This is a genomic window from Flavobacterium longum (assembly GCF_965137575.1).
Taxonomy (GTDB): domain Bacteria; phylum Bacteroidota; class Bacteroidia; order Flavobacteriales; family Flavobacteriaceae; genus Flavobacterium; species Flavobacterium longum.
In genome coordinates this window covers 66,087-85,862 of sequence record NZ_CBCRZJ010000006.1, presented here as the reverse complement: position 1 = coordinate 85,862, position 19,776 = coordinate 66,087, and the positions used below count along the sequence as shown (strand labels likewise).

The following is a 19,776-nucleotide window of genomic DNA, read 5'->3' as shown; positions in this document are numbered from 1 at the left end:
GCCATGCTGTACTATCTTTTTGAATACCTCGACAAGATGCTGAACATTCCGGGAACGGGCGTGTTCCAGTACATCACGTTCCGTTCAGGACTTGCAGTACTGCTGTCGCTGACCATTTCAACGATTTACGGCAAGCGCGTCATCAACTTCCTGCGCCGCCAGCAAGTGGGCGAAACCGTGCGCGAACTCGGGCTGGAAGGCCAGACGCAGAAAGCCGGAACACCAACCATGGGTGGGCTTATCATCATTTTCTCGACACTTATTCCGGTGTTGCTGCTGGCGAAACTCAATAATATTTACATCGTACTGTTGATTGTGACCACGCTTTGGATGGGCACCATTGGTTTCATCGACGACTACATCAAGATATTCAAGAAGGACAAACAAGGCCTGAAAGGGATTTTTAAGGTGATTGGCCAGGTAGGTTTGGGATTGATTGTGGGCGCGGTATTGTATTTCCATCCGAACGTCACCGTGCGCAAAGACGCCGTTCCGAACGTGTACAGCTACAGCCAGACTACCAACGTGATCCGTCAGGCCGGTATCGAGGAAAAATCGACCACGACGACCATTCCGTTTGTCAAGAACAACGAGTTGGATTACGCACAAGTGTTGTCGTTCATGGGCGACGGTTACGAAAATTGGGCCTGGCTCATCTTCATTCCGATTGTCATTTTCATCATCACCGCAGTGTCCAACGGCGCCAACTTAACCGACGGCATCGACGGCTTGGCCGCCGGAACCTCGGCCATATCGGTGCTCGCGCTGGGCATTTTCACCTTCGTGTCGGGTAACATCATCTTTTCGAGTTACCTGAACATCATGTACATCCCGAATTCAGGCGAAATGACCGTGTTCATCGCGGCGTTCGTAGGTGCGCTCATCGGTTTCCTGTGGTACAATTCGTATCCGGCTGCCGTGTTCATGGGCGACACCGGAAGCTTGACCATCGGGGGCATCATTGCGGTACTTGCCATTGCGGTGAGGAAAGAACTACTCATTCCACTGTTGTGCGGAATTTTCCTGGTCGAGAATTTCTCGGTCGTGCTGCAAGTCAGCTATTTCAAATACACGAAGAAACGCTTCGGCGAAGGGCGCAGGATTTTCCTGATGTCGCCGTTGCACCACCATTACCAGAAGAAAGGCTACCACGAGAGCAAGATCGTGACGCGCTTCTGGATCGTCGGGATTTTGCTGGCTATTTTATCCATCGTAACGCTTAAACTCAGGTAAATGCAAAGATTGGTTGTATTGGGCGGCGGCGAAAGCGGTGTAGGCACGGCGATCTTGGGCAAGAAACAAGGCTACGATGTATTCGTGTCCGACTTCGGCAAGATCAAGGCGCATTACAAGGAAGTGTTGATCATCAACAAAATCGAATGGGAAGAAGAAACCCATACCGAGGAACTGGTGCTCAACGCCGATGTCGTGATGAAAAGCCCGGGCATTCCGGACAAATCGCCCATCGTCAAGAAGCTGTCTGAGAAAGGCATTCCTGTGATTTCCGAGATTGAATTCGCGGCGCCGTTCACCAAGGCGAAAACCATCGGGATAACGGGCAGCAACGGCAAGACGACGACGACCTCGCTCACGTATCATCTGCTCAAACGCGGTGGATTGAACGTTGGGCTGGGCGGCAACATCGGGAAGAGTTTTGCGTGGCAGATCGCCGAAGACAAGTTCGATTGTTACGTGTTGGAGTTGAGCAGTTTCCAATTGGATGGCATCGTCAACTATCGGCCGGACATTGCCATCATCACCAACATCAGCCCGGACCATTTAGACCGATACGAATACGATTACAACAAATACATCGCGGCCAAATTCAGGATCACGATGAACCAAACAGAAAACGATTACCTGATTTATGACGGCGACGACGAAGCCATCACAAACTGGTTGCACAACAATAAAACAAACGCCCAACTGATTCCTTTTTCGCTCGAGAAAATCTTTGAGAAAGGAGCATTTATAAAAAACGACACTATGGAAATCAACATCAACGAAGAAGAGTTCACGATGGAAACCGCCAACATCGCACTTGAAGGCAAACACAACCTCAAGAACGCGATGGCCGCCACGTCGGTGGCCAAACTCATGAACATCCGCAAGGCTGTCATCCGGGAAAGTCTGTCGAATTTCCAAGGCGTTGAACACCGTCTGGAGAAAGTGCTCAAAATCCAGAACGTGCAGTACATCAACGACTCAAAAGCGACCAACGTGAACGCGACCTTTTTCGCCCTCGACAGCATGACCGTGCCTACCATTTGGATTGCGGGAGGCGTTGACAAAGGAAACGATTACGCCGAACTCATGCCGCTGGTCCGCGAGAAAGTGAAAGGCATCGTGTGTCTGGGTGTCGACAACAAGAAAATCATCGATGCGTTTGGCGGCGTGGTCGATATCATGGTGGAAGTCAACAACATGCAGGAAGCGGTGAAAACGGCTTCGCACATGGCCGAAAAAGGCGACGCGGTATTGCTCTCGCCGGCGTGCGCGAGTTTCGACTTGTTTGAGAATTATGAAGACCGCGGCAGGCAGTTTAAGCAGGCGGTGCAGAATCTGTAGTGGCTAGTTTTTAGTTCCTAATGGCTAGATATTGCTTGTAGCCGAAAGTGCGAACTAAAAGAGAAGCCAAAGAATAAAAGCAAAAAATGATAGTAATGCCGTCGCATTCAAAATGATGAGGTTAAGTAAAATCACCCGGCAAGACAAATTATCTAGCCACTAGCAACTAAAAACCAGCAACTAAAATGGTTGAACTACTCAGCAAATTAAGAGGAGACAAAGTCATCTGGGCGTTCGTAGCGCTGTTGGCGTTGTTTTCTTTTATGCCGGTTTTTTCGGCGAGCAGCAACCTGGCCTATATGGGCAATGGCACGGGCAATACCATTGCGTATCTGGTTAAACATTTTGCCCACGTGCTCATTGGCTTCTGCATGATTTATTGGGTCCACAAAGTGCCGTACCATTATTTCCGCGGAATTTCCATGATTGCCCTTCCGATTGTGTGGTTGTTATTGGGTTACACACTGATAAAGGGCAACGTGATCGCGGGAGCCAATGCCGCACGTTGGATCCAGGTGCCGTTCATCGGAATCACGTTCCAGACCTCAACCCTTGCTTCCATTATCCTGATGGTGTTCGTGGCGCGTTACCTTTCGAAAAAGCGTGAAACACCGGTTACGTTCAAAAATTCACTTTGGGAATTGTGGACACCGGTATTCGTGACCATCGGCCTGATCTTGCCGGCCAACTTTTCCACCGCCGCCTTGATGTTTGCGATGGTCATCATGTTGGTGTTCATCGGGCAATATCCGCTGAAATATATCGGATTCATCCTGGCTACAGGCGTGGCGGCCTTGGCGTTCTTCGTGATTTTGGGCAAGGCATTTCCGGAAGCGAAGTTCTTCAACCGAGTCAACACCTGGGAAGCACGTCTGCACAATTTCTCGTCCGATTCAAAAGACAAAGATGCCGACGACGAACACTACCAGATCGAAAAAGCGAAGACAGCCATTGCGTCCGGCGGTATTTACGGCCTCGGACCGGGCAAAAGCGTCCAGAAGAATTTCCTGCCGCAGTCGTCGTCCGACTTTATTTACGCCATCATCGTTGAAGAATGGGGTTTGATCGGCGGTTTGGGCGTCATGGCCTTATACCTGCTGCTCTTTTTCCGGTTCATCGTGGCGGCGCACAAAGCCAATTCCATGTTCGGAAAACTGGTGGTCGTCGGGCTCGGCTTCCCGATTATTTTCCAGGCACTCATCAACATGGCGGTCGCGACCGAGTTGCTCCCGGTAACCGGACAGACGTTGCCGCTCATTTCCTCGGGCGGTAGTTCCATCTGGATGACGTGCATCGCCATCGGGATCATCATCGGCGTGACCAAGAAAGAGGAAGAAATCGCGGCTGAACTCGACGAGAAACAGAAACGCGAAGAAGCGTTGCAGCGCATGATCGACAAACAAATCGAGCGCGAAGAAGCCGCCGAAGCCGCATTGATTGCAGCGGCGAACGGCGAACCAACTGAAACGGAGAAAAAAGAAGGCGAAGATTATTCCATAGAGGAAAGCTTATCGAGCAATCCGATGAATGCAGTCTTAAAAAAGAAATAAATACAGGATTCGTGGCAAACAAAAGATTCATATTGAGCGGCGGCGGTACGGGCGGACACATTTATCCGGCCGTGGCGATTGCCAATGAGTTGAAGCTGCGGTTTCCCGATGCAGAGTTCCTGTTCGTCGGCGCGCAGGACAAAATGGAAATGCAGAAAGTGCCGCAAGCCGGTTATGCCATCAAAGGCTTGTGGATTGCCGGCCTGCAACGCAAACTGACTTTGCAGAATTTGATGTTTCCGTTAAAGCTGATGTCGAGCTTGTGGAAAGCGCGCGGCATTGTCCGTGGATTCAAGCCCGACGTCGTGATTGGTACCGGTGGTTTCGCCAGCGGCCCAACGTTGCAGGCAGCAGGTGCGATGAACATCCCGACGGTTGTACAGGAGCAGAATTCCTATCCGGGCATCACCAATAAGATGCTGGCCAAGAAAGCCGCGAAGATTTGCGTGGCGTATGAAGGCTTGGAGCGGTTTTTCCCCAAAGATAAAATCGTGTTCACCGGCAATCCGGTGCGTCAGGATTTGATTGCGATGCACGACCATAAAGCACAAGCCGTTGACTATTTCAAACTTGATCCGAACAAACGAACGTTACTCGTTTTGGGCGGAAGCCTTGGTTCACGCCGCATCAACCAATTGATCGCCAAGGAAGTGGTAAACATCGCGGCGCAAGGCGTACAAGTCATCTGGCAGTGCGGCAAGTTCTATTACGAAGAATATCGTCATTTCGCCGAAAAGGAAAATATCCAGGTCATGGCGTTCATCGATAGGATGGATCTGGTCTATGCCGCGGCCGACATCGTGATTTCACGGGCCGGCGCTTCGTCGGTTTCCGAATTGTGCCTGGTGGGCAAACCGGTGATTTTCATCCCGTCGCCCAATGTGGCCGAAGATCATCAAACCAAGAACGCCAAAGCCATCGTCGATAAAGGCGGCGCGATATTGTTGAGGGAATCCGAACTCGATACACAGTTCGGCGAAACCTTCAGCAAATTGCTGGCGGACGAAAATTGGCAACGCGAACTGGCCGAGAACATATTAAAGTTGGGCAAGCCCAATGCTACAAAAGAAATCGTGGACGAAATTGTTAAGTTATTAAACCGAACATCTAACAACCGGCCACTCAGAACTAGCAACTGAAATGAACCTGAACCAAATCCATAACGTCTTTTTCATCGGCATCGGCGGCATCGGGATGAGCGCGTTGGCGCGTTATTTCAAGGCCATCGGCAAGGACGTGGCAGGTTACGACAAAACGCCGACTGAATTGACGTCCGAACTCATCGCAAGCGGCATCCCGATTCATTTCGAGGATGACATCCAATTGATTCCTTCAACCTTCAACCAAGACAATACGCTGGTTGTGGTCACGCCGGCCGTTCCGGTCACACATTCGCAATGGAATTATTTCATCGAACGCGATTATGAGCTTCGGAAAAGGGCAGAAGTGCTGGGCATCATTACGAAAGACACCTTTTGTTTTGCAGTGGCTGGCACGCACGGAAAAACCACTACTTCCAGTATTCTCGGGCATATTCTCTATGAAAGCGGCGCAGATGTCACGGCATTTGTGGGCGGCATCGTCGAGAATTACAATTCAAATTTGATCGGGGAAGGAAAAACTGTCACGGTCGTGGAAGCCGACGAGTTTGATCGCTCCTTCCTGCATTTGCATCCGGATATCGCATGCGTAACCTCGATGGATGCAGACCATTTGGACATCTACGGCGACAGCGCCTCCATTGAAGCATCGTTCACGGAGTTTGCCGACAAGGTCGAAGACAAAACCAATCTGTTCGTGGCCAATGGGCTGCCGCTCAAAGGTTTTACGGTAGCGGTCAACAACGACGCAGATTATAAAGCACACAACATCAGGATCGACGACGGGCAATACGTTTTCGACGTGCAGACACCAACCGGAATCATTGCAGATTTGCGGTTCGGCCTGCCGGGAAACCACAATCTATCAAACGCGGTAATGGCTTTGGCCATGGCTCAAAAATATGGCACCCCAACCGACGCCATCGCCAAGGCTTTACTGTCGTTTAAAGGCATTCGCAGAAGATTTTCGTACCAGATCAGGCGCGATGACAAAGTTTTCATCGACGATTATGCACACCATCCCACCGAAATCAACGCTGTCCATCAGGCGGTTCGTGAACTCTATCCGACCGAGAAAATATTGGCCGTGTTCCAGCCGCATCTGTTCAGCCGCACACGTGATTTTGCCGATGGTTTCGCCGAAAGCCTGTCGCAATTCGACGAGGTGATCTTGCTGGACATTTATCCGGCGCGCGAACTTCCGATGCCCGGCATTACGTCGTCCTGGCTCATGGAAAAAATGACGAATCCGAACAAGAGATTGCTCCAGAAGAATGAACTGATTCCAGTGCTGAAAGCCGCGCCAAATAAGGTAATCGTGACCATCGGTGCCGGCGATATCGGCGAAATGGTCACCGACATAAAACAGGCATTATCATGAAGAAGATTTTCAATTGGACGAACATTCGGTTGGTGCTCATGCTGGGCGCCGTCGGGTTTCTTTTGGCCTTTACGTCGAAGCGGAACCAAGAGCGCATGTTGGCCAAATCGGAGGTGATTTTTACGGGCGACGATAACCTTTTCATTACCAACGAAGCGGTTAATAAATTGTTAATAGAAAATAATACCACCGCCAGAAGCATTCGTAAAGATAAAGTAGATTTGAACAGGCTGGAAAAGTCGCTCAACAGGCACGAAATGATAGAGAAATCGGAGGTTTTTGTGACGATTGACGGAGTACTGAAAGCCAAGGTAAAACAAAAAACTCCCATTGCCAGAGTGTTGGACGAAAACGGTTCCTTCTACATTGATTATGAAGGGAATAGGATGCCGCTGTCTGAACAATATTCGGCCCGCGTGCCGCTCATCACGGGCGATGTCAACGATGGCAACAGGAAGAAAATTGCCGAAATGTTCAAAATGGTCCACGACGATGATTTTTTAAAGAAGAACATCATCGGCGCGACGGTTTCGCCCAACGGCAACATCGTTTTGGCCAACCGGAATTTCAGTTACGACATTGATTTCGGCAGGACGATCAACATGGAAAGAAAGTTCAGCAATTACAAGGCTTTTTTCCAGAAAGCGGTAACAGACAGTACGATTAACAAATATAAACTGATTAACCTGAGGTTTACGCAACAGGTGGTTTGCACCAAATAGGAGGTTATGGAAAGAGAAAACATCGCAGTAGGTCTAGACATCGGCACGACGAAGATTGTGGCCATGATCGGGAAGAAGAACGAGTACGGCAAGCTGGAAATCCTCGGTGTCGGAAAGTCCAAAAGCCTTGGCGTGGCGCGCGGTGTGGTGAACAACATCACGCAAACCATCCAATCTATCCAGCAAGCGGTTGCCGAAGCCGAAAGCAATTCAGGATACAAAATCAAAGATGTCGTGGTGGGCATTGCCGGACAACACATCCGCAGCATCCAGCACGCCGATTATATTTCCCGCAACAATCCGGAAGAAGTGATTGGCGAGGCCGACATCCAGCGTCTGATCGATCAGGTGAACAAACTGGCCATGTTGCCGGGCGAGGAAATCATCCACGTCTTGCCGCAGGAATTCAAGATTGACGGGCAATCCGAAATCAAGGAACCGATTGGCATGTACGGTGGTCGTTTGGAATCCAGTTTCCATGTTGTGGTCGGGCAGGCGTCATCCATCCGGAATGTGGGCCGATGCGTCCAGAATTCGGGCATTGAATTGTCTGGACTGACGCTCGAACCGCTGGCTTCGTCGGATGCCGTGTTGAGCAACGAAGAAAAAGAAGCCGGTGTGGCGCTCATCGACATTGGCGGCGGCACGACCGATTTGGCGATTTTCAAGGACGGCATCATCCGTCATACGGCGGTTATCCCGTTTGGCGGCAACGTCATCACCGACGACATCAAAGAAGGTTGCTCCATCATTGAGAAGCAAGCCGAATTGCTGAAAGTGAAATTCGGTTCGGCCTGGCCGGGTGAGAACAAAGACAACGAAATCGTGTCAATCCCAGGGTTGCGCGGTCGCGAGCCGAAAGAGATTTCGCTCAAGAATTTGTCCAAGATCATCCATGCCCGCGTGGTGGAAATCATCGAGCATGTGTACGCCGAAATCAAGGCATACGGTCACGAAGATGCAAAGAAAAAACTCATCGCCGGTATTGTGCTTACGGGCGGCGGTTCGCAGCTCAAGCACATCAAGCAATTGGTGGAATACATCACGGGAATGGACACGCGCATCGGTTACCCGAACGAACATCTGGCGGGCAATTCGAGCGAGGAGATTTCCAGCCCGTTGTATGCTACGGCCGTTGGGCTTGTCATGAACAGCATCGGCAACCGTACGCAGAGCGCAGTAAAAATTGAAACGGCAGCAGTGCAGTCCGAGCCGGTAAAACCAGTGCAACAAACATATGTGCAGCAACCGCAGGCGCAACCTGAACCGGTTTTCGAAAAAGTGGCCGAACAAGCGCAACCGGTAGAGCAAAAAGTGGCTGTGGAAGAAATGGCGCAGCCAGAAAGCACCGAGACCAAAATCAGGAAATCATTCTTTGACCGTTATGTGGACAAGATCAAGGATTTCCTGGATAACGCCGAGTAGTTGGCGTCACAAGAGTAAGAGCAATAAGAAGCAATAAGACATAAACAAATATCCTGAAGATTATGAACAGCAACTCAGAAATCGGAAGTATTTCATTCGACTTGCCTAAAAACCAATCGAATGTTATAAAAGTTATCGGCGTGGGCGGCGGCGGTAGCAATGCCATCAACCACATGTTTAAGCAGGGAATCAAAGGCGTGGACTTCATCGTCTGCAATACCGATTCACAAGCTTTGCAGAACAGCCCTGTGCCGAACAAAATCCAATTGGGCGTTCACCTCACCGAAGGTCTTGGTGCAGGCGCGAACCCTGAGGTTGGGCAACAATCGGCCATTGAAAGTATTTCCGACATCGAGAAAATGCTCGACAGCCAAACCAAGATGGTGTTCATCACCGCGGGTATGGGCGGCGGAACCGGGACAGGCGCGGCGCCGGTCATTGCACAATTGGCCAAGGAGCGCGACATCCTGACCGTGGGCATCGTGACCATTCCGTTTGCGTTCGAGGGCAAAGTACGTCAGGATCAGGCGATGGCAGGCGTGGAGAAACTTCGCAAGCAAGTGGATTCACTCATCGTCATCAACAACAACAAACTGCGCGAGGTTTACGGAAACTTGGGCTTCAAGGCCGGTTTCTCTAAAGCCGACGAAGTATTGGCGACCGCATCACGTGGCATCGCCGAGGTCATCACACACCACTACACGCAGAACATCGACTTGAAAGATGCCAAGACCGTATTGTCTAACAGCGGCACGGCCATCATGGGTTCTGCAACTGCCATCGGCGACAACCGTGCGAAGGAAGCCATCATTGCCGCACTGGACTCACCGTTGTTGAACGACAACAAAATCTCTGGAGCCAAAAACGTATTGTTGCTGATTGTTTCGGGCGCCAACGAAATCACGATTGACGAAATCGGCGAGATCAACGATCATATTCAAGCCGAAGCCGGTTTCAACGCCAACATCATCATGGGTGTGGGCGAAGACGAAACCTTGGGCGATTCTATTGCCGTGACCATCATCGCGACGGGATTTAATTTGGAACAACAGAGCGAAATCGTCAACACCGAGCCAAAAAAGATCATCCACTCGCTGGAAGGCGAACAGAAAGTGGTACAAGACCTGACGCCTAACAAAGTCGTTTCGGCTTTTGAAATCGACGTGGAAGCGCCAACGGCCGTGGGAAACGAAGAGAAGATTGTATTTGACCTGATCGAAGATTTTGAAGCGCCGGTAGCTGCTGAACCCGTTGTTGCCGCATTTGAAATGGACTTGGTGCCAACATCGGAATTTTTGAAGAATCTGGATGTGACTTTTGAAATCGTGTCGCCGGTAAAAGGTTTCGATACCGATTTCTTTACGACCACGCCAGAAGCAAAGGAATTGACTGTCAGCGAGCCGGTTTTCGTCGCGAAGGAAGAACAAGTGTCCTTCACTTTTGATTTGCCGGTTCCTAAAACAGAAGAGCCGAAGATGGAAGAAGAAGTCCGTTTTTCGCTCGATGAGATCAACGAAATTAAAGTAGTCCAGCCGGTACAAGTAGTGCCGATGACCGAACTCAATGAGAGCGGCATCGTGAAATATTCGCTTGAAGAATATATGGAACTCGAAAACGATCTGCTCAACTCTAAGCCGGTGGAAGCCGCAAAGACGGAAGAGCCAATCGCCCCTGAACTCAATATCACGATGGAAGTGAAAGCGCCGTTAACCGCTACACCAGTGGCCGAAAGTGCGCCATACACGCCACCAACCAATTACGACGACGTCTTGCCAACCGAGATGACCATTGAAGAATCGCTGAAAATGCGTGCCGATGACCGCCGACGCAAGATGAAGGAATTCAACTATAAATTCCACAACAGCACGTCAAAAATCGACGAGTTGGAGAAAGTGCCAGCTTACAAGCGCGCCGGTGAAGATATTTCGAGCAACATGCCGCAATCTGGCAATTCGCGCTTGTCTGTCGGCAAAGACAGCAACGACGATCCGCAATTGCGTTCAAACAATTCATTCCTACACGACAATGTAGATTAGTAACTTAACCGATACTTTTGTTGAACCCGAAAATTGAATGATTTTCGGGTTATTTTTTTTACCTTCGCACGGCAAAACCGAAACCATGAGTTTACAGGCCAACATCAACGAGGAAATCAAGAACGCCATGCGCGCCAAGGATACCGTTGCACTCGAATCATTGCGTGCCATCAAATCGGCATTATTGCTCGCTCAGACCGAAACCGGCGCGAAAGAAGAATTGTCTTCTGACGACGAAATCAAATTGCTTCAGCGTTTGGTCAAGCAGCGCAAAGACAGCGCAAACATCTATACGCAACAAGGTCGCGCCGATTTGGCCGAACCGGAATTGCAGCAAGCCGCCATCATCGAGAAGTTTTTGCCGGCGCAATTAAGTGAATCGGAGATCGAAGCCGTGGTGTCCAACATCATTAGCCAGACCGGCGCATCTGGCATGGCCGATATGGGCAAAGTCATGGGCGCAGCCTCGGCACAACTTGCCGGCCAAGCCGACGGCAAAACGATTTCAACAATAGTCAAGAAGCTATTGTCATAATATTGGTGCGGCACAAGCACGCCACCAATCCCGGCCTCATAGTTCAATGGATAGAATTTCAGATTCCGGTTCTGAAGATTTGGGTTCGAATCCCGATGAGGTCACAATAAAAGGAAAAGGTCAAAAAGAAAAGAAAGCTCGCTTTCAATTTTCTTTTTGACCTTTTCCTTTTTCAAAACGGAGCCCGAGGGAAGCGTGTAACGCAGTGGAGCGCAATCCCGATGGGTGAGTTTTGATTCGGAGCCCGAGGATATGAGATATAGAGGAGGAAGCCCAGTGGGCTTCAGGTATATTTGCTTTAGCAAATTTTGAAAAGCCGTCATGCTACAAAAATCTAGATGAATTCTGATTGGACGCGCAACGCAGTGAAGCGCAATCCCGACAGGTGAGTTTTGATAAAATCCATACCTTCGCACAAAACCATCTATGAAGCCATCGCATTTCCTCAGGTTTTTCCTTATCCTCATGTGCCACCAAGCCTTTGCGATCCATTTCAAAGGCCGGACATCGCAAGCCATTAACACTAGCGAGGACCGCATTTACGTGGCGGCAATCTGGCATTATTCCGATGGTCGCGCACATGTTGCCGGTGAACAAGTCGGCGAAATCACAGACGGAAAATTCGAACTTGAATTGCCCGCGATGCCGCCGCAGGAAGGCGTACTGAGTCTGCACGGTGCCGATTTTTCCGTGGCCTATATCATCTTATTCGAAGACACAAATGGCGATAAACGCTATGACCGCAAGACCGACAACATTGTCGGGGCAGCCGAAAACCATTGCTTCACTTACGTGAACGGTGATTGGAATGGCGCACTCGACAAAATCGAACAGCAAAAAGGCCGCAAGACACAATTGCGCAAACTTTCGCACGGCCTACAACTGGCGCGCGTCATCCGCTACGATGATACCGAAGAATTCCAATTCGACGGTTTGGAAACCATCGGCAGTAATGAACTCATCATCATTCGTGTCGCACCAAAAGAGGATTTGGACTTCCCGAACTGGACATAGCCATCCGGGCAGCGCTTCGTTGTTCAACAATTCCCACTTTATCCTTATCTTACCGCTATGGAATTTCTTATTGCGGCCGTCACCATTTTTTTGGTCGGATTCATCGTCTTCATGTTGGCCTCACATTTTATCTCGTCGGTCATCGAACCCTTTTACATCGCTGCTTTCGAAAAGCCCGTGTACGTCCATTTCTATCTGTTTCCGAAACAATTGGACGAGCGGCAAAGACATCTCTTGCGCACCCGGTTTGCCTTTTACAAGCGGCTGTCTGAGAAACGTAAAACGTATTTCGACCATCGCGTGTATCAGTTCATGGCGCATTACACCTTTCACGGCAAACAAGGTTTGGTGGTCACCGAAGAAATGAAACTGATGGTGGCAGCCACATACGTCATGCTTACGTTTGGCTTCCGCGTGTATCGGTTCAATGTGTTCGACAAAATCATCCTGTATCCGGATTCGTATGAATCAACACTACATGACCGTCTGCACAACGGCGAATTCAACCCGGCGGTAAAGGCCATCGTCTTCTCATGGAAACATTTCCTGGAAGGCCACGAATCCAGTTCTGATAATTTGAACCTCGGCATCCATGAATTTGCGCACGTCGTCCATTTTTACGGGTTACGGCGCAAAGACAACGGTGCGGCTTTGTTCGCCTCTCGATTTGAACGCTTGTTGAAGGAAATCAACCATGCGCCCAACCGGCAGCGTTTGATGGAATCTGACTATTTCCGGAATTATGCCTTCACGAACAGTTTCGAGTTTGTCGCGGTCATGCTCGAGCATTTTTTCGAGACGCCTCAGGATTTCAAGCGGGCGTTTCCGGAGTTGTACAATCACGTCCGGATCATGATAAATTATCGCGAAAACTGACGCAATCTTCGTAACTTGACAAGAAACGAAGAATATGAAAATTGCCACTTATAACGTCAATGGTGTCAACGGCCGGCTTCCGGTGCTACTGAAATGGCTTCATGAAGCCAAACCGGACATCGTCTGCTTGCAAGAATTGAAGGCGCCACAGGAGAAATTCCCGATAGAAGCCATCACGGCCGCCGGTTACCACGCCGTATGGCACGGACAAAAGAGCTGGAACGGCGTGGCCATCTTAACCCGAGGACTTGAAATCAAGGAAATAGGCCGCATACTTCCCGGGGATGCCGAAGATGTACAAAGCCGATATCTGGAGGCGATGGTAGGCGATATGGTCATTGGTTGTCTGTATTTGCCCAACGGAAATCCTGCGCCGGGCCCGAAATACGATTACAAATTGCAATGGATGTCTCGTTTTGCGGCACGTGCGGCGCATCTCTTCCAATATGATTTACCGGTTGTCTTGGCGGGCGATTACAACGTCATCCCGACGGAATTCGACGTGTATAAACCCGAACGCTGGGTGGACGATGCTTTGTTCCGGGAAGAAACCCGATCGGCCTTTGAAACGCTTATGGCGCAAGGCTGGACCGATGCCATCCGGGCGCTGCATCCGCAGGAAAAAATCTACACATTTTGGGATTATTTCCGGAACGCGTATGGCCGCGACGCTGGTTTGCGGATTGATCATTTCCTTTTGAACCAGAAAGCATCGGCGTTGCTTCTGGATTCGGGTGTGGATAAACATGTGCGTGGCTGGGAAAAATCCAGCGATCATGCGCCGGTTTGGATTTCAATGGATCGCTAGCCTATAAGATACGGAAATAATATCGGAATCGCGCTAATATCGGTCAGGTTTTTTGCCGAATACCGATACTACATTTGGGTATAATTTAAACACTAGACCAAATGAAACACAGAGTTCCGGTTTCGACCATTATGACCAAAAATTTGATTTGCCTGAATCCGTCAGACGATTTGACCAAGGCGGAAACGCTTTTTAAGAAACACCACATCAGGCATATCCCGGTGGTGAACGGCAACCACATCGAAGGCATGCTCAGCTACAATGATTTGTTGCGTATTTCGTTCGTGGATGCCGTTGACGACGACGCGCAGAATGTCGACACGACCGTTTACAACATGTTTACCCTCGAGCAAGTCATGACGCGCCGCGTGATTACCATCACGCCCGAAACGACGGTTCGTGAAGCGGCGGAAATCCTGGCCAACCACGAATTCCATGCACTTCCAGTGTGCGAAGACGAAAAGCCCGTAGGCATTGTCACCACAACCGACATCCTAAAGTATTTCCTGGAACAGTACTGAGAACGCCCCGAAAGGGGTTTTCTTTTTTCGTATCTTCGGGGAAAAGACAATCATGAAATTTGGACAAGTTGACAATCCCGGCGCTGTAGATTTTACCTTGCCGCCAGACGCGCCGCAAACGGCAAAAATCTTGGCGAAGCATAAGTCTACCGGACCTTTTGAAGTTTACATCGGTTGCGCCAAATGGAACCGCACCGACTTGAAAGGTTTTTACCCGCGGGGCACGAAAGACGAATTGGAGTATTATGCTACGCAGTTCAACTCCATCGAGCTCAATGCCACGTTCTACGGCATGCCCAAATGGGAGCAAGTGGAAACCTGGCGCAACAAAACCCCTGAGGATTTCAAGTTTTTCCCAAAAGTTTCGGATTTAATTACACATTACCGACGGTTGAACAACGTTGAGGAACCCATCCAGACTTTTTCCAACGCCGTGAGCAACTTCCAGGAAAAACTGGGCATGGCGTTCATGCAATTGCACGACAATTTTAAGCCGAAAGATTTTGCGAAGTTGGAAGCCGCGCTTAGGATTTTTCCGAAGGAATTTCCGTTGGCCGTGGAAGTGCGTAATGCCGAGTGGTTTGAACCGGCAATGCTGGAGCAATTCTGCAGGCTGTTGGAGGAATTACATATGGTAAACATAGTAGTTGACACTGCCGGACGTCGTGACATGTTGCATATGCGATTGACTTCGGGCGAGGCGTTCGTGCGTTACGTGGGCGCGAATCATCCATCGGACATTGATAGGCTGGACGATTGGATTGACCGTATCGAAAAATGGCGAAACGAAGGCTTGAACAAATTGTATTTCTTCGTGCACCAAAATATTGAGTTGGAGTCGCCGCTGCTGGCCACACATTTCATCCAGAAAATGAATGAGCGTTTCGGGCTGGACTTGCATCTTCCGGCCAAACAGGCTGCGCAGAAATCGATGTTTGATTGAATTTTGAGACGTTATGCCGTTAGGATGAAATTCTCCTCATTACGCGTATAGTGTTGCCAGTCTATCGAATTGACCTGCGCAAGGATTTCTTTGTAGCGAACGACAGACTGGCCTTTTCGGATGTACATGTCGGCACCGAGTTGCCAGCATTTTTCGATGGTTTCCAAGTCGTGCCCGGTGGAGAAAGTCACAATCGGGAAATTGTGGCAGGTTTCGGAATGTTTGAGTTCTTCGAGTAGGTCGAAGCCGCTTCTTACCGGCATATTCACGTCCAGAAAAATCACTTTCGTGCCTTCTTTCTCTGCACAGATTTTGTCTTGTACCCCATTGGTTTCGTGGATAGGAATCACTTCAATGCCCATGCCCATACCGATTTCGGCCAGCACGTCCAAATCTTCCGGATCATCGTCCACGTAGTAAATGACAAGATTTTTCCCCATAAGGTATTCGTAACCCATACAATATTAGGGAAGCCCATTGTCAATACCTCGAAAACTCTATATATAGCTGAGTTTATCGACGAACTGCATACTTTTGAAAATTTGCGTGGTCAGATTCGCGTTAAATTTTTCAGGTCGGCGATGGTTTGTGTCGGATTACCGGATTTGAATACGAAGTTGCCTGCCACTAATACGTCTGCGCCTTTTTGCACGAGTTCCAGGGCGTTTTTGTCAGATACGCCACCGTCAATCTCAATAAGCGTGTCGGCATTGTTCCTGACGATGATTTCACGCAATTGTACAATTTTCTTGTACGTATTCTCAATGAACGATTGCCCGCCGAAACCTGGGTTCACGCTCATCAAGCAGACCAAATCAATGTCTTTGATGGTGTCTTCGAGCAACGCCACGTTGGTGTGCGGGTTGATGGCAACGCCGGCTTTCATGCCTTCTGCCTTGATGGCTTGCAACGAGCGGTGCAAATGCGTACACGCTTCGTAATGTACGGTAAGGTTGTTCGCACCCAACGCCGCGAAGGTTTTGATGTATGGGTCTGGGTTGACGATCATCAAATGCACGTCGATGGTTTTTTTGGCGTGTCGGGCAATGGCTTCTAAGATAGGCATGCCGAAAGAAATGTTCGGTACGAAAACGCCGTCCATGATGTCAATGTGAAACCAGTCGGCGGCTGAATTGTTGATCATTTCGATGTCGCGCTGCAGGTTGGCGAAATCGGCCGAAAGCACTGATGGTGCGATTAAGGTATTCTTCATAGTTGTGTTGTTGGCGCAAAAGTACGAATTTGAAAATTTGGAAATTTGGAAATTTGAAAATGTTTCGGTGACAGTGATGTTGCGTTAGCGATTGCAGCGGCATCCTTTTGCAAAGCATGAGCAAAAGATAGAGCGGAAAGCGCGGCCACTATCGAGGTGAAAGCGTCTAGCTTTTGCCGAAGATATTGGCAACGCCCAAAACATAGACACATAAAAAAACTCCGGTAATCAGCCGGAGTTTCAATCATCAATCAAAAAACGAACAGTTAATCAGACTGTTTGTCGCGGTACGATTTCCAAAAGCTGTGCCGTTGGAAAAGTCGGGATGTTATAATTATCCCAAATATGTCTTTAAAATCTTGCTTCTCGAAGTGTGTTTCAACCTGCGGATGGCTTTTTCCTTGATTTGGCGTACGCGCTCGCGGGTCAAATCAAAGGTCTCGCCGATTTCCTCAAGTGTCATCGGATGTTGGTCGCCCAGTCCGAAATACAAACGTACAACATCTGCCTCACGTGGCGTCAAGGTTTCCAAAGATCTTTCAATTTCCGTACGCAATGACTCGTGGATGAGTTCGCGGTCTGGGTTTGGCGATTCACCCGAACGCAATACGTCATACAGGTTGGAATCTTCGCCTTCTACAAGCGGCGCATCCATTGACAGGTGACGGCCAGAATTTTTCATGGATTCTTTCACGTCATTCACCGTCATGTCAAGCTCTTTTGCGATTTCTTCTGCGCTCGGCGGACGCTCGTTCGATTGCTCGAGCAAGGCGTACATCTTGTTGATCTTGTTGATGGAACCAATCTTGTTGAGCGGCAAACGCACGATACGCGATTGTTCGGCCAACGCCTGCAAAATAGACTGGCGGATCCACCAAACGGCGTAGGAAATGAATTTAAAACCACGTGTTTCGTCAAAACGCTGGGCGGCTTTTATCAAGCCCAAATTGCCTTCATTGATCAAATCGGGCAATGTCAACCCCTGATTCTGGTATTGTTTAGCCACCGAAACCACGAAACGTAAGTTGGCTTTGGTCAATTTTTCCAAGGCTTTCTGGTCTCCGGCTTTGATTCTTTGTGCTAATTCTACCTCTTCGTCAGCGGTAATAAGGTCAACTTTTCCTATCTCTTGGAGATACTTGTCTAAAGAAGCGGTTTCCCTGTTGGTCACCTGCTTGGTAATCTTGAGTTGTCTCATGTATGTGTGGAGCGTACTTTTTAGCGTACCCGGCTTTTACGGCATAAGATAACTAAAAGTTACAAAACGTTCGAAAAAAAGTTTGATTTAATTACAATTTGCGCGTAGCGATCCAATTTCCACCACCGCTTTCGTTGTTGGTTAGGCTTCCGTTCATGGTGTTTCCGGTGCGTGTGCCGGTAAAATCGCCGAAGTCGTAAAACCCGCTTACCACATCTGTTTCGATTGTTCCGTCGAGGTAGGAAACATCAGGCGTGTCATCGGATTTGGTTAGGCCACGGACGATACCGTTGGAAATCAAAAGATTGAACGTGCCCGAACCTTCGCCGCTGTACGTGCCTTCCCAACATTCCACCAATTGGTCAGAAAATTCTTTTGCAATCTGGATCGTACCACTGTCATGGCCGGGAAAAATAACGTCGGCCACGTAGGCGCCATTGCCGTCTGCATCTGCATAAAAATCGAAAGACAAATCGTCTGACGTGAACGTCAAGGCCACGATGGGTTGGTTTTGCGCAACGGCTTCAACTGTCGCAAAATCGTAAATGTCGCCGTCCATGATGAGCCGCGCCGAGACTTCGCCGTCGTTCGCCATATTGATCAAAATGCTGCCCGACGAACCTACGAAAATACCTTTGTAAATGCCGAAATTACTCGTGTCGAAAGCTTCATTGGCCATTGGGTCGTTGGTGATTTCGAAGCCGTTGGTGTTTCCGCCGTTTCCGGAATCGTCACTGGAGCACGAAGCCAGCAGGAATAGTACGCCAACTGCAGCCGCGCGGATCGAGTTTTTCATTATGTAGGGATTTTGCCCGCAAATGAAACAATAATTTTAACATTTCAATCTTAGGAATTGCTTAAATGTCAGTCTGTTGGGTGCGCGATGGCCTGCAGTTTTTCGCGGCAATAATCGATTTTACGCAGTGCGCGGTTGAAGAATCGGTTGCGTTCACGCACACCGGTTTGGCCCAGCGGCATGGAGTTTTGCGTTTGTTGGGCGAAAAATCGCGAAACGTTGGTGCACGCTTCCTTGTCGTTGGTCACGAAATAGCCCAGTAGTGTGTACGGCACGAACAGCGTTTGGCGGCCCGCGGCTTCCACGAGCACGTTGTTGTTGAGCAGCAACAGTTCGTTATGGTACAATTCAAATTTTGCATGGTCGCATTTTTTAGCGATATCGCCCATGATGCGTTGGATGTCGTCTAAAATGGCTTTCGCACTTTTGAAATTCAACAGACCCGATTCGTAAAAGTAAACCACTTGCTGCAGCGTACTGCTGATGGTGTTGTCGCTCCAGATTTCCTTGACATTAATGCGCTCATAGATGTTCTTGAATTTCTGGGTGTGTTCAAGGAACGATTCCGTGATGACAAAGTGCTCGAAACTTACCGGCCGCAGGTTTGGGTTGAGCATGTTCAACCAAGCGAAAGCCTTGAATTTGGACAAGATCGTGGCGTCCATGAAATAGAAGATCGGAATGTCTTTCGCAAAATAGTAAAGGTTGGCGTCCGGAGATTGGGCCAGTTGCCGCAAACGCTCCGCAGATTGTGCGAAGTACGCGAGCATGTCTTCCAGCGTTTGGATTTCGAGGGTTTTCTCGACGATGACCTTTTTGCCGGATGTGAACAAACTGTCCAACGACAGGTTGTAATGCGTGGCAAGCGTCGCTGTTTCTTCAATCGAGAATTTGCTTTTCCCGGAAACGCGCCGGTGCGCTGCGTCATAGCTGATGTTGAGCACGGCTGCAATCTCGTCGTTGAGCGAGGCCGACTGTCGCTGTTTCCGGATGGCCTGAAGTAACAAATCTTGCGCGTTCATTTTTGCGATTTTCACAAATATATAAATTTAATTAATTGATTTTCGCGTATCGTCTGGTGAATATCGCA

General features: G+C 49.3%; 19 protein-coding genes and 1 tRNA gene. 15 read left to right on the top strand and 5 right to left on the bottom strand.

Going from position 1 to position 19,776, the window contains the following annotated elements; all coding sequences use genetic code 11:
- Window positions 1-3: 3 nt before the first annotated feature.
- From mraY to ACM9J1_RS11410, 15 genes are all read left to right on the top strand, one after another.
- The gene (gene mraY, locus ACM9J1_RS11480) at window positions 4-1,233 is read left to right on the top strand and encodes a phospho-N-acetylmuramoyl-pentapeptide-transferase (protein ID WP_415582193.1); all 1,230 of its coding nucleotides are present in this window, start codon (window positions 4-6) and stop codon (window positions 1,231-1,233) included.
- The gene (murD, locus tag ACM9J1_RS11475) at window positions 1,234-2,568 is read left to right on the top strand and encodes a UDP-N-acetylmuramoyl-L-alanine--D-glutamate ligase (RefSeq protein WP_415582192.1); all 1,335 of its coding nucleotides are present in this window, start codon (window positions 1,234-1,236) and stop codon (window positions 2,566-2,568) included. It begins immediately after the preceding gene.
- A gap of 185 nt (window positions 2,569-2,753) precedes the next feature.
- On the top strand, window positions 2,754-4,118 hold the full coding sequence (locus ACM9J1_RS11470; protein WP_415582190.1) for an FtsW/RodA/SpoVE family cell cycle protein: 1,365 nt from the start codon (window positions 2,754-2,756) through the stop codon (window positions 4,116-4,118).
- Window positions 4,119-4,129: 11 nt separating this feature from the next.
- Window positions 4,130-5,257 (top strand): undecaprenyldiphospho-muramoylpentapeptide beta-N-acetylglucosaminyltransferase, encoded by a 1,128-nt coding sequence (gene murG, locus ACM9J1_RS11465; protein ID WP_415582189.1) that lies wholly within the window; start codon window positions 4,130-4,132, stop codon window positions 5,255-5,257.
- Window position 5,258: 1 nt separating this feature from the next.
- Window positions 5,259-6,599, top strand: a complete 1,341-nt coding sequence (gene murC / locus ACM9J1_RS11460; protein WP_415582188.1) for a UDP-N-acetylmuramate--L-alanine ligase — start codon at window positions 5,259-5,261, stop codon at window positions 6,597-6,599.
- On the top strand, window positions 6,596-7,321 hold the full coding sequence (locus tag ACM9J1_RS11455) for a cell division protein FtsQ/DivIB (RefSeq protein WP_415582187.1): 726 nt from the start codon (window positions 6,596-6,598) through the stop codon (window positions 7,319-7,321). Before murC ends, ACM9J1_RS11455 begins: the two co-directional genes overlap by 4 nt.
- A gap of 6 nt (window positions 7,322-7,327) precedes the next feature.
- Complete coding sequence (ftsA, locus tag ACM9J1_RS11450) at window positions 7,328-8,746, top strand: cell division protein FtsA (RefSeq protein WP_415582186.1); 1,419 nt, start codon at window positions 7,328-7,330, stop codon at window positions 8,744-8,746.
- Window positions 8,747-8,808: 62 nt separating this feature from the next.
- On the top strand, window positions 8,809-10,782 hold the full coding sequence (gene ftsZ / locus ACM9J1_RS11445) for a cell division protein FtsZ (protein WP_415582185.1): 1,974 nt from the start codon (window positions 8,809-8,811) through the stop codon (window positions 10,780-10,782).
- 85 nt (window positions 10,783-10,867) lie between these two features.
- Entirely contained in the window at window positions 10,868-11,317 is a 450-nt protein-coding gene (locus tag ACM9J1_RS11440; protein ID WP_415582184.1) for a GatB/YqeY domain-containing protein, read from the top strand.
- 32 nt (window positions 11,318-11,349) lie between these two features.
- Window positions 11,350-11,421, top strand: a tRNA-Arg gene (locus ACM9J1_RS11435).
- 322 nt (window positions 11,422-11,743) lie between these two features.
- On the top strand, window positions 11,744-12,331 hold the full coding sequence (locus ACM9J1_RS11430) for a hypothetical protein (protein ID WP_415582183.1): 588 nt from the start codon (window positions 11,744-11,746) through the stop codon (window positions 12,329-12,331).
- 57 nt (window positions 12,332-12,388) lie between these two features.
- Entirely contained in the window at window positions 12,389-13,207 is an 819-nt protein-coding gene (locus tag ACM9J1_RS11425; RefSeq protein ID WP_415582182.1) for a zinc-dependent peptidase, read from the top strand.
- Window positions 13,208-13,241: 34 nt separating this feature from the next.
- Complete coding sequence (gene xth / locus ACM9J1_RS11420) at window positions 13,242-14,015, top strand: exodeoxyribonuclease III (protein ID WP_415582181.1); 774 nt, start codon at window positions 13,242-13,244, stop codon at window positions 14,013-14,015.
- Between the two features lie 101 nt (window positions 14,016-14,116).
- On the top strand, window positions 14,117-14,536 hold the full coding sequence (locus ACM9J1_RS11415; protein ID WP_415582180.1) for a CBS domain-containing protein: 420 nt from the start codon (window positions 14,117-14,119) through the stop codon (window positions 14,534-14,536).
- Window positions 14,537-14,588: 52 nt separating this feature from the next.
- Entirely contained in the window at window positions 14,589-15,479 is an 891-nt protein-coding gene (locus ACM9J1_RS11410; protein ID WP_415582179.1) for a DUF72 domain-containing protein, read from the top strand.
- Window positions 15,480-15,490: 11 nt separating this feature from the next.
- Here the strand turns inward: ACM9J1_RS11410 and ACM9J1_RS11405 are convergent, their stop codons facing one another.
- The 5 genes from ACM9J1_RS11405 to ACM9J1_RS11385 all read right to left on the bottom strand — a co-directional run bounded on the left by ACM9J1_RS11405 (window position 15,491) and on the right by ACM9J1_RS11385 (window position 19,723).
- Complete coding sequence (locus ACM9J1_RS11405) at window positions 15,491-15,919, bottom strand: response regulator (protein WP_415582178.1); 429 nt, start codon at window positions 15,917-15,919, stop codon at window positions 15,491-15,493.
- 110 nt (window positions 15,920-16,029) lie between these two features.
- On the bottom strand, window positions 16,030-16,692 hold the full coding sequence (rpe, locus tag ACM9J1_RS11400) for a ribulose-phosphate 3-epimerase (protein ID WP_415582177.1): 663 nt from the start codon (window positions 16,690-16,692) through the stop codon (window positions 16,030-16,032).
- Window positions 16,693-17,026: 334 nt separating this feature from the next.
- Window positions 17,027-17,890 carry a sigma-70 family RNA polymerase sigma factor gene (locus tag ACM9J1_RS11395; RefSeq protein WP_140508168.1) on the bottom strand — a complete coding sequence of 288 codons (864 nt, stop codon included), beginning with the start codon at window positions 17,888-17,890 and terminating at the stop codon, window positions 17,027-17,029.
- Window positions 17,891-17,981: 91 nt separating this feature from the next.
- Window positions 17,982-18,686, bottom strand: a complete 705-nt coding sequence (locus ACM9J1_RS11390) for a hypothetical protein (protein ID WP_415582176.1) — start codon at window positions 18,684-18,686, stop codon at window positions 17,982-17,984.
- A gap of 68 nt (window positions 18,687-18,754) precedes the next feature.
- Window positions 18,755-19,723 (bottom strand): helix-turn-helix domain-containing protein, encoded by a 969-nt coding sequence (locus ACM9J1_RS11385; RefSeq protein WP_415582175.1) that lies wholly within the window; start codon window positions 19,721-19,723, stop codon window positions 18,755-18,757.
- Window positions 19,724-19,776 lie beyond the last annotated feature (53 nt).

Coding starts and splice junctions, on each gene's coding strand:
- mraY (WP_415582193.1), top strand. CDS start 4: ATGCTGTACTATCTTTTTGAATACCTCGACAAGATGCTGAACATTCCG.
- murD (WP_415582192.1), top strand. CDS start 1,234: ATGCAAAGATTGGTTGTATTGGGCGGCGGCGAAAGCGGTGTAGGCACG.
- ACM9J1_RS11470 (WP_415582190.1), top strand. CDS start 2,754: ATGGTTGAACTACTCAGCAAATTAAGAGGAGACAAAGTCATCTGGGCG.
- murC (WP_415582188.1), top strand. CDS start 5,259: ATGAACCTGAACCAAATCCATAACGTCTTTTTCATCGGCATCGGCGGC.
- ACM9J1_RS11455 (WP_415582187.1), top strand. CDS start 6,596: ATGAAGAAGATTTTCAATTGGACGAACATTCGGTTGGTGCTCATGCTG.
- ftsA (WP_415582186.1), top strand. CDS start 7,328: ATGGAAAGAGAAAACATCGCAGTAGGTCTAGACATCGGCACGACGAAG.
- ftsZ (WP_415582185.1), top strand. CDS start 8,809: ATGAACAGCAACTCAGAAATCGGAAGTATTTCATTCGACTTGCCTAAA.
- ACM9J1_RS11440 (WP_415582184.1), top strand. CDS start 10,868: ATGAGTTTACAGGCCAACATCAACGAGGAAATCAAGAACGCCATGCGC.
- ACM9J1_RS11430 (WP_415582183.1), top strand. CDS start 11,744: ATGAAGCCATCGCATTTCCTCAGGTTTTTCCTTATCCTCATGTGCCAC.
- ACM9J1_RS11425 (WP_415582182.1), top strand. CDS start 12,389: ATGGAATTTCTTATTGCGGCCGTCACCATTTTTTTGGTCGGATTCATC.
- xth (WP_415582181.1), top strand. CDS start 13,242: ATGAAAATTGCCACTTATAACGTCAATGGTGTCAACGGCCGGCTTCCG.
- ACM9J1_RS11415 (WP_415582180.1), top strand. CDS start 14,117: ATGAAACACAGAGTTCCGGTTTCGACCATTATGACCAAAAATTTGATT.
- ACM9J1_RS11410 (WP_415582179.1), top strand. CDS start 14,589: ATGAAATTTGGACAAGTTGACAATCCCGGCGCTGTAGATTTTACCTTG.
- ACM9J1_RS11405 (WP_415582178.1), bottom strand. CDS start 15,919: ATGGGGAAAAATCTTGTCATTTACTACGTGGACGATGATCCGGAAGAT.
- rpe (WP_415582177.1), bottom strand. CDS start 16,692: ATGAAGAATACCTTAATCGCACCATCAGTGCTTTCGGCCGATTTCGCC.
- ACM9J1_RS11395 (WP_140508168.1), bottom strand. CDS start 17,890: ATGAGACAACTCAAGATTACCAAGCAGGTGACCAACAGGGAAACCGCT.
- ACM9J1_RS11390 (WP_415582176.1), bottom strand. CDS start 18,686: ATGAAAAACTCGATCCGCGCGGCTGCAGTTGGCGTACTATTCCTGCTG.